General features: G+C 40.8%; 6 protein-coding genes and 2 pseudogenes. 7 read left to right on the top strand and 1 reads right to left on the bottom strand.

Annotated features, from left to right (window positions below; all coding sequences use genetic code 11):
• The 4 genes and pseudogenes from L976_RS23160 to L976_RS05870 all read left to right on the top strand — a co-directional run.
• A pseudogene (locus L976_RS23160) lies at positions 1-153 on the top strand (IS4 family transposase); the annotation flags it as partial.
• Between the two features lie 186 nt (positions 154-339).
• A pseudogene (locus L976_RS23840) lies at positions 340-1,506 on the top strand (FIST signal transduction protein); the annotation flags it as partial.
• Between the two features lie 342 nt (positions 1,507-1,848).
• Positions 1,849-2,343, top strand: a complete 495-nt coding sequence (locus tag L976_RS23845; RefSeq protein WP_443018585.1) for a methyl-accepting chemotaxis protein — start codon at positions 1,849-1,851, stop codon at positions 2,341-2,343.
• A gap of 803 nt (positions 2,344-3,146) precedes the next feature.
• Positions 3,147-4,886, top strand: a complete 1,740-nt coding sequence (locus L976_RS05870) for a tannase/feruloyl esterase family alpha/beta hydrolase (protein ID WP_047535115.1) — start codon at positions 3,147-3,149, stop codon at positions 4,884-4,886.
• Between the two features lie 134 nt (positions 4,887-5,020).
• Here L976_RS05870 and L976_RS05875 read toward each other — a convergent pair whose 3' ends face one another.
• On the bottom strand, positions 5,021-5,761 hold the full coding sequence (locus tag L976_RS05875; RefSeq protein ID WP_052183969.1) for a FadR/GntR family transcriptional regulator: 741 nt from the start codon (positions 5,759-5,761) through the stop codon (positions 5,021-5,023).
• 406 nt (positions 5,762-6,167) lie between these two features.
• Between L976_RS05875 and L976_RS05880 the strand changes: the two genes are divergently transcribed.
• The 3 genes from L976_RS05880 (at position 6,168) to L976_RS05890 (ending at position 9,647) form a co-directional block, all read left to right on the top strand.
• Complete coding sequence (locus L976_RS05880; protein WP_172591585.1) at positions 6,168-7,409, top strand: OprD family outer membrane porin; 1,242 nt, start codon at positions 6,168-6,170, stop codon at positions 7,407-7,409.
• A gap of 175 nt (positions 7,410-7,584) precedes the next feature.
• Positions 7,585-9,246, top strand: coding sequence for an FAD-dependent oxidoreductase (locus L976_RS05885; protein ID WP_047535118.1), 1,662 nt, complete (start codon positions 7,585-7,587; stop codon positions 9,244-9,246).
• 59 nt (positions 9,247-9,305) lie between these two features.
• Positions 9,306-9,647 (top strand): cytochrome c3 family protein, encoded by a 342-nt coding sequence (locus tag L976_RS05890; RefSeq protein WP_047535121.1) that lies wholly within the window; start codon positions 9,306-9,308, stop codon positions 9,645-9,647.
• The last annotated feature ends 401 nt before the right edge of the window (positions 9,648-10,048 follow it).

Genomic DNA, 10,048 nt, shown 5'->3' on the forward strand with positions numbered 1-10,048 from the left:
TCACGCTCTACGAGCGAACATTTCCGAGGCACTTAAACTGCCCATAATCAGTTTCTGAATGAACTCAATAAAATCTTACCTGACAACATTACCCCGCTGATTGTCACTGACGCGGGCTTTCGTAATCCATGGTTTCGCAAAGTCGTGTACTGGTCAACCCAAACTGGACTGTATTTTAATGAGACTAAAGTCGTCTAGTGAAATAATGACAATTCAAAATTTCTGTTGCTCGTTAGGTAGATTGTCTATCAGTGTCTATATTCAAATAGGATACTATTTTTAAAAAAGAGCTTTTTTACATCATACTAAATCGTAAACTTAAACTAGAGGTTAGCAGCAATGGTTTTCTGGAAAAAAAAACAACATCAAGTACAGCAATCTGTAAATCAAACCATTTCCATTAACCTCACTATATTTAGCAACCAGATCAACGAATCAGCGCTAAGTGACTTAAAACTTGCCGATGGCACGGCGTTGGTAGTTGCCTTTATCTCTCCCCATTGCGATTTTTCAGCGGTAAATCGCAAACTAAGACAAGCGATGCCTTGGGCAGAACATATTATTTCGGTGATGACGGCAGGAGAACTGGGAGGGGGTAATCAACTTTATCATGATACACCGACAAATTGGGATGGTATTGTACTTCATGCTTTCTCAAAAAAAATCATGAGCCATTTATCGGTGCATTCTATACCGTTATTTTGTGAAGATATTCGAGCTGGGCGTCCGACGCTTTCTCCTAAACAACGGGTTGACAAGATTGCTACTGAGCTAAAAAACCTACAAATACCGTTTGATATCGGTAGTAAGAGTACACTTGCCCTGACCTATTTTGATGGGCTAACTACTAGCGAGGATTTTTTTACTCAAGCGCTATATAAGTTGCGTAAGCATCCTTGCTACTTTATCGGAGGCAGTGCAGGTGGAAAATTAGATTTCAAAGTAGCGGATGTGGCGTTAGATGGTGAAATTCAACGTAATCGAGCTATTGTGTGCTTTTGTAAAATAGCTGAAGGCTACCGCTTCGGTATTTTGAAAAGCCATAATTTCCAAGCCACTGGTATAGGGTTTTATGTCGCAAAATTTGATCCATTCACCCGTACGCTATACAGTGTTTTAGACGATGAAATGAACATTGTGACACCCGTGGATGCCTTGGCCCGACATTTTAAATGTTCAGCAGCGCAACTGACTGACCGACTGATTAGTTACTCCTTTGGTGTTGAAATTGAAAACAGCATTTATATACGCTCGGTGGCAGCAATTAATAATGATGGCAGTATCACTTTTTTCAGTGATATGGCCTTTGGTGAAAAGTTGCTGTTAGTTAAAGCTAGGGATTTTGCCCAAGCTACCGCAGAGGATTATCAAAAATTTTTACAAGGCAAACCTGGAAAACCAGTAGCCATGATTGCCAATGACTGCATTTTGCGACGGCTAAATAACGCCGACAGTATCAGCAATGTCAATGCATTTAATGGTGTTTGTTTATCAGGATTTTCAACATTTGGAGAATATCTTGGTTTACACCAAAACCAAACGGTAACAGCAGTAGCATTTTTTGAGGTTGCCAAAGGGAGCAAATATTTTGATGAGTATGCTGACAATTATCCTTTCTATTTGTCATCATTTTCTAGCTATCATTTAAATACGCGTCAAATCAGTTTAGAACGTATAAATCACCTGCAGTCAAACCTCATTTCACAAATGGCGAAATTTCACCCGTTGCTACAAGCTTCGACAGAACAGTTGAAAGTTGTTACCTCTCAGTCAAACGAGTCAGCAATTCGTCAAGTACAACTCGGTGACAAATTTACCTTGTTTATGCAGCAAATCGCACAGCAGCAAATGCAAAGGCAACATCTCACTAAAGGTATGGTTGAACTTAGAGCTAGCGCAGAAAAAATTGTTAATATAATTCAATCAATTAGTGGAATTGCAGAACAGACAAATTTGTTAGCACTTAATGCTGCGATTGAAGCTGCACGTGCAGGTGAAGCTGGCCGAGGTTTTGCTGTGGTTGCTGATGAAGTTCGCGCCTTATCACAACGTACCCAAACAAGTGTCAAAGAAACAGGGGAAACTATCGGAAGTGTTTCGAACTCAATCAAAGGTATTTCAGAGGCAATTGATAGTATTAACGATGTGCTCACTGTAATTGAAACTGACTCAAAACAGCTGAGTCTTGAACTATCCAGTCTGTCAAATGCATCGAGAGAAGCAGCTAATTTAGCAGAAATGGATATTGCTAAAGCCAATCAAATTTACCAACAAATGGTCTATATTGAGGAGGAAACCCACTTAATTGAAACCCTAACAGAGTTATCAGAGCAACGACATTGATAAAGGTGAAATTGCCTACACTTGGTGTAGTAATTATCTGTTTACTCATCTGTATTAGCTGGAAAAAATTTAGCTCAAATCTAAGCTGACAGTGGCATCCTAAAAATGGGCAACAGTCAGATCAGGTCTGAGCGAGCACGACTCACCCTATATTGCCAACATAAAACGGTGCTATAGTGATAATTGTTTCTTTTTAAATCGCAAGTAGGCATGTCCTCTGGTTCTATTCTATATTTCCTATGCGACCATGTTTAGCGAATCAACAAACCTCTCTTAGCATGTATCTATCACCATCGGTATAAGAATGATTCAGGCATAGCAATAACTGCGGTAATCATCCACTAAAATATCAATATCTAAATTAGACACTATAACCCATTAATTTTATTGATCTATGTAACATCTCTAATAATTTCGCAAGTTAATTCTCAAATTTTGAAGATTATTATTGTCCACATTAGTTATACGTCATACATTTAAACATATCACAATTACTGGGTAAAAATACATCAAGTTGCAAATAACCAAAAGAGGTGATTAATCGTTGTTTACTTTAATTTTTCTTTAATAAGCTCTTATAAAACAAACATTTAAAGATAGATAATTCATGAGTTGTTTCAAGAGTTTAGTTACGTTCTAGCTTTATGGAATGTTGTATCTACTCAAGAGGGACATTTCACCGATTTGCATAAAGAAACTAATTCGCGCTTCCCTGCGCCTATTCAAGGGTGTATCAAGTCCTTTTGGATACACCCATTTTTTAATACATCAGGTATTTAGCCTATTAAAGATGGAGTTTTAACATGGAAATAAAAAGCCAACTCGTTCCCTCAATGATATTATCAGGTCTTTTACTTAGTGCATGTGGTGATAATGAATCAACACCACCAAGCCCACATCTATCTCCTGCAACACCAGCAACTCTCAATATTTGCAGTAATATAGCTTCACAATTTGACTTCAAGAATACTGTCATCACAAGTTCTGAAATGGTTGCAGCGGGTAAAGTTCAATATAATTCTACTGAAAGCTACTCCGCACCTGAACATTGTGTCATTAAAGGTTACATGAATGAAAGAATAGGTCTTGGACAGAACGGTCAAGCAGACACAAAATATGCAATTGGTTTTGAAATGCGTTTACCAAAAGATTGGAATGGTCGCTTTTATTACCAAGCAAATGGTGGGCTTGATGGCTCTGTCTCTAAAGCGGTTGGAAGATTAATATTTGCCGGTGGGAGCGATTCTGCAGCATTAAATAGTGGTTTTGCAGTTATCAGCTCTGATGCTGGGCACCCTACTCCTGCTCCACAATTTGGATTTGACCCACAGGCTCGGCTTGATTACGGATATAACGCTGTTGCCGAATTAACACCTATGGCTAAAAGCTTAATCAAAATTGCTTATGGTAAAGAGCCTGATAGATCCTACTTTGCTGGTTGCTCGAACGGCGGACGTCACACAATGGTAGCAGCAAGCCGTTATGCTGACATGTATGATGGTTTTATTGTCGGAAACCCAGGATTACACTTACCTAACGCTGCTGTGAGTCAACTCTACGGTGTCCAACAATACTCAAAATTAGTCACTTATAATCAAGACGGTTCGGAGATTTTAGCAACATTACAAAAAGCTATCACTCAAGAAGAGTTAGGAGTTGTATCACAGCAACTTCTCAAACAATGTGACAGTTTAGATGGTTTAAATGATGGAATGATTAACAATACTTATGCTTGTCAAAAGGCCTTTGATCTTGATCGTGATGTACCAACCTGTTCTGGTGAAAGAGATGGTACCTGCTTAAGTTCAACACAAAAAGAAGTGCTTAGTAATATCATGGCGGGGCCGCATAACATCAGAACTGGCGAGTCTATTTATGCTAACTTCCCCTATGATGCAGGCATCAGTGCTAATGACTGGTCTGGTTGGGAATACAATATGGCACTAAGCCGAGACACTGGTTCTGTTGGCTATGTATTTAGCACTCCACCAACACCATTCGATGATAATGAACAGTCAGCCCTTTCGTTTATTCTGTCAACTTCTGTAGAAACGTTTGCAGAGCGAATTCATAACACGAGTTCCCTTTATACTGAATCAGGCTATGATTTTATGACTCCGCCAGAGGCTACAAAGCTTTCAATGTTAAAAGAACGGGGGGCAAAAATGATGGTATTCCACGGCACTTCTGATGCAGTATTTTCAGCAAACGATACCGTAAATTGGTACAAAGAGTTGGATAGCAATAACTCAGGTAAAGCTTCCGAGTTCACAAAATTATACTTAATACCAGGTATGGGACACTGTGGAAAAGGACCGACTACAGATAAGTTTAATATGGTCGATGCCTTAGTAAACTGGGTCGAAAATGGTGTTACCCCCTCAGAAATTCTAGCATCCGTTCGTGGGGACAATGCTGAACTTCCAGTTGACTGGTCAAAGTCACGTACTCGTCCACTTTGCCCATTCCCACAAATTGCTAAGTATAATGGTACTGGCGATATTGAAAGTGCAGCAAGTTTTACCTGCGTAGTCCCTGAATAGAATCAATATATAAATTGCCACTTAATTGGTCTTTAAGTGGCAATTTAATAGTTATTCCTCATTCAAAAAACTCTGTATTATCCGTGTAGGCTGGCAGTTTTGAAGACAAATAAATTAGTCTTTATAAAATCATATCAACTGACTGAGCGATTTTTATATTTTCCTTCAGCTTCAGCTACTCGAAAGCCAAAATCGATCAAATGAAGGCGCATTTCAACCTCAGCTTTATCTTCATCTCCATCAACGACAGCTTGGATTAATTTGTCATGTAGCCCCGCGGGATGGATTTCATCAGTCGGCGGTTCAAAGCTTAAAGTATTTTGACGAAGTAATAGCAGTAGCGATTTGGCTATAGCTTCTAAGCAACGATTGCCACATATTTCAGCCAAAATAAAATGTACTTGAGAGCGTAATAACACAGTCGTTGGATATTCTAATGAATCGTTTTCATGTTTACTGGCCTCTTGCAACTTGGCCGCCTGTTCTACAGTACAATTTCTCGCAGCCAAACGAGCAACCTGTGGTTCAAGCAACATTCGAACTTGGATAATTTCAGGTAAGGACATTTTTCCCATTGTTAATAGGTCTTGACAGGCATTGCTTAAGCGTTCGAAGTTAATCTGCTTAACAAAGGCCCCCCCTGTTGCTCCCTGACGGATTTCTACCAAACCACTCGCTTCAAGGATTTTTATAGCCTCTCTGACCACAGTACGGCTGACCATGAACAGATCGATTAACTCCCGCTCTGAAGGAAGCTTTTCTCCAGCTTTATACCTGCCCTCAAAAATGGCTTCTTTTAATTGCTGGCCAACTTCTGTCGATGCTCTTAGCTGCTTAATCGGTTTGAAGGAAATCAAATTATCTTCTCGAATCAAAATTAATTTGAAATCCTATCATAAATCAAACTGATGTATGAATAATCATCATCTCAATCCGACTAATATTTTACTAAAAAGGCTCATCTATTTTAATCGGGCGCGCGACTGTCGTCGCACCAGATATCAAACATAACAAATTGAATTAAAAAACTTTTAACAAAGCCATATTCCTAAAGCTGAAGCTGCTTTCAATAAAATTAACACCTAACCATTGGCAAAATTACGGATTCTCTGCATTGATTTTTTGTTGATCTAAGTTACATCTCCTCGATTTTCGCAACTTCATTCTCACATTTCAAACAATCCAATTGATGCAACAAGTAATACGTCATACATTTAACAAAAGACATTGGTGACTTTTGAAAAGCCTAAAATCGCTTTAGGCTACTAATAATAGGAAGAGATGATGATGAAAAAGTCTTATTTATCCTTGGTCGTTTTGTCAGCACTAGCGGTACCAGCAGTTGCGGACACCACTATCGACAAGATGTTCAGTGAAAGCACAGTAAAAGGTGAGTTACGTCTTTTAGATTTCACTAAAGATTTTGATGAAGGTACCACTACCCAACACACCACATCACTAGGTGGTCTGTTCTATTACAATACTGCAAAAGTGAATGGCTTGAGTATCGGCACTAGCTTCGCCTCTGCCAACCCGATTTGGGTTAACGACTCTGACGCGGTTTATAACTTAGTCGGTCGCGATGCCAATGGTGATCATCAAAGTGTCAATCGTATGCAGGAATATTATGTTCAGGGCGATTGGTGGAATACTCAATTCAGATTAGGTGCCCAAGAGCTACGCACCCCAATGATGAATCCCCATGATATCCGCGCCATACCTCGTACCTACCGTGGCTTTACAGCCGAAAACCATAGCATTGAAAATCTGACACTATCAGCACTCTACATCACCGATTCTATGGGGTGGACCGACGAACGCTTTATCTCTGTGAGTGAGGCTGTAAAAGCCGAAGTCAAACGTAATACCGGCAATGTCGTTGATGTTGAAGACAATCCGATGTACGCCGTTGGCGCCAAATATCAACTGCCATTTGAAACGGTGAAAACCCAAGTCAACCTCTGGCAATACTATATGGAAGATGTATTCCAACAGACATATGCCAAGGTAAATCTTTCGACCCAATTGGGTGCCGCTAATCTGTATTTCATTCCTTCCTATCTCAATCAACAGGCTACGGGCAATAAATCCGCTGGTGAACTGGATACCTATCAATATGGTTTCCATTTAGGGGCTAAATTTGCTGGCGTAGATGCCACATACATGTACGCTAAAACCGGTGACGATACTGTGCTGACGCCATGGGGCGACGACAAGGTTGTGATTCAACAGGTATACCAATCCGCGCTCGCCAATGAAGAAGTCAACGCATTAAAACTGGAATACGACTTTGGCCAAGTCGGTGCTAAGGGACTAAGCGCCTATGCATTCTTCGGCGATTATGACTCTCCCGAAAGTCTGAATGACTTTACCGAAACGAACTTCTCCGTGACCTATAAATTTGGCGGTGTATTTGAGGGCTTAGGTGTGAGAGCACGCTATGCAATAGTCGATTTTGATCAGAAAGAAGATCTCAACGATCTCCGCTTATACCTGACTTACAAGTTCGCTTTAGGTCATTAATTCGCGCGCTCCCATGCGCCTACTTACAGGGTGTATTAACGTCCTTTGGATACACCCCTTTTTAGGCCTTCGTCACTTGGCTAACGAGCCGTTTGCCAGTCTGACCCTTGGCCAAATCTTATGTCGTTATTCAGAGCGAATATCGCCTAACGATATAGTCAACGGAGTAATGAAAATGAGTAAAGAATCGAGAGAAATCGACCAATATACCGCAAATGTTTTGCAGAATGGTCTGTCACGCCGAAGCTTCTTAACCCGCGCTGCGATTGGTACCGGTGGCTTAGCCTTTGCTGGATTAACAGGGTCTGCTAGTGCTTCACCAGCTTCTACACACGCCCAAGAATATGCGCAAATCGGCCACGCAACACTGGAGTTTATGCCTAAGCCAAAGGCAATTCCTGACAGTGAAATTGCTTCAACCCAAACCTTCGATGTGGTTGTGGTGGGTGCTGGTGCCTCTGGTGTTCCAGCTGCATTATCGGCAGCAGAAAACGGTGCTAAGGTTGCCGTTCTCCAGAAACAAGCAATCGTTGTCGCACAGGGAAACACAGGCTCTGGCTTAGATCTGAAAAAGAGCGATAAAGCAGGTATTGAAGCTCTGGTAAACCGCTTAATGGCCGACAACGCCCACCGCAGCAACCCAGCACTACTGAGAAGCTGGGCCTACAATTCAGGCGAAGCTGTATCTTGGGTTATTGATCGCGCGAAACAAGGCGGTGCTTATGTTGTTGATCAAGGAACTAAGCCACAGCACGGTATAAAGGGCATTACCGAATATCCACTGGAGTTTGTGACCTCATTCTTTGGTCCTAAGCCTTATACCGCAGGTGACGGTATGCGTGCTTTGGCAAAAACTGCCGAAAAAGCAGGGGTCAAATTCTTCTTTAACACTCCAGCTAACCAGCTGATCCAAGATGCTACAGGTAAGGTGATTGGGGTCATCGCCCAAAATCGTGATGGTAAATATCATAAGTTTATGGCTAAAAAGGGTGTGATTTTGGCTGCAGGTGACTACCAAAATAACAAAGCCATGTGTGACTTCTTCATCCCCGATCTGAAAAACTTCGAGCGCAAGCAAATGGATAGAACCGGTGACGGCTTTGTCATGGCGTATTGGGCGGGTGGCGTGATCGAACCTGCTGGTCACACAAAAATGCTCCACGACTTTGACGCAGGTCCGGCGGCAATGTGTGACATGCCATTCCTCGTGGTAAATCGTAAAGGGGAACGTTTCGTCAACGAAGCAGTAGAAATGTCACTGATGAATAACTACCTGCGCAGTGAAGCTGACCAAGGTTGTTACTCTCAAGTTTTCGATTCTAACTATATGGAGCAAGCCAAAAACTGGCCAGGTAAAGCCTATACACCTGAAGAATTGAAAAACTACATGCCAGAGGATCCTTCTGAGAAGAAAGGTGTATTCCCATCACAAATCAATACCTTCGTGGCTGACACCCTAGAAGAATTAGCGGTGAAATTAGGTTGCGATCCTAAAACCTTCGTGAAAAACGTCAACCGTTACAACGAGCTATGCAAAACCGGACGGGACGAGGACTTTGGTAAAGCACCAAGCAAAATGGCTCCCGTGTTAAAGGCTCCATTCTATGGTATTCACCGTCGCATGCGCCTATCAGCAATCACTTCGGGCGTATTAGTTAACGAAAACCATCAAGCCCTTGATGCAGATGGTAAACCCATTGGTGGCTTGTTCATCGTAGGTAACATGGGGGGCGGTTTCTACGGTGGCGTTGACTATCCATTAACGGTATTTGGTTTGTCCTTAGGTCGTTGCTACACCTTCGGCTACTTAACCGGCAAATATGTCGCCAAGTTATAAGGTCATCAATACAGGTACCTATATAAGGCATCTTTCAAAATGAATAACGGGATCAAATTATGAAGAACTTAACGATTATTCTTTCACTGGCATTAAGCCTATTGGCTAGCAGCACCTTTGCCGCAGAACAACTACTTGATCAAACTCACATGGCCAAGGGCCTAAAATGTACTAGCTGTCATCAAGGGGAAACCCGTGAAGCAGTGCCTATGCTGAAATGTGTGCAGTGCCATAATACCGCTAAGTTAGCGGTAAAAACTGAGAATTTTAAACCAACAAATCCACATAACAATCGCCACTTCAGTACCGAAACTGACTGTGCTAAGTGCCATCATGTTCACCAAAAATCTGAAAATTACTGCCAAGGATGTCACTTGAAATTTGATTTTGTAACGCCTTAATGGGTCATTTTTATAAATTTAAAATTGAAAAACCACCTCTTCCTTGTTGAGGTGGTTTTATATTACGATAATTTTTGTATAAACTATGAGTTATCATTATAAGTTTCCTACACCACTAAACAACTAGGCGTTTTGGATATGATTGATATATAGCTTTCACAAACCAACATATATCAGATGTATATATTATATAAATATGTGCTCTATGTCGCCATAAAGAAAAATATTATCAACTAATATATGCATAAGAATAACTAGTAGAAACTATTGCACCATGACATATAGGCAATACATTAAAGTAAACATACAAATATTACAGATATTAACGGTATTCATTATCGTCACAATCTTTTTCATTAAAAATAAATTTATTATTAAGTTTCCAGAACACTTTAAGATTA

The sequence above is a fragment of the Shewanella sp. ZOR0012 genome (assembly GCF_000798835.1).
In the GTDB taxonomy this organism is placed as follows: domain Bacteria; phylum Pseudomonadota; class Gammaproteobacteria; order Enterobacterales; family Shewanellaceae; genus Shewanella; species Shewanella xiamenensis.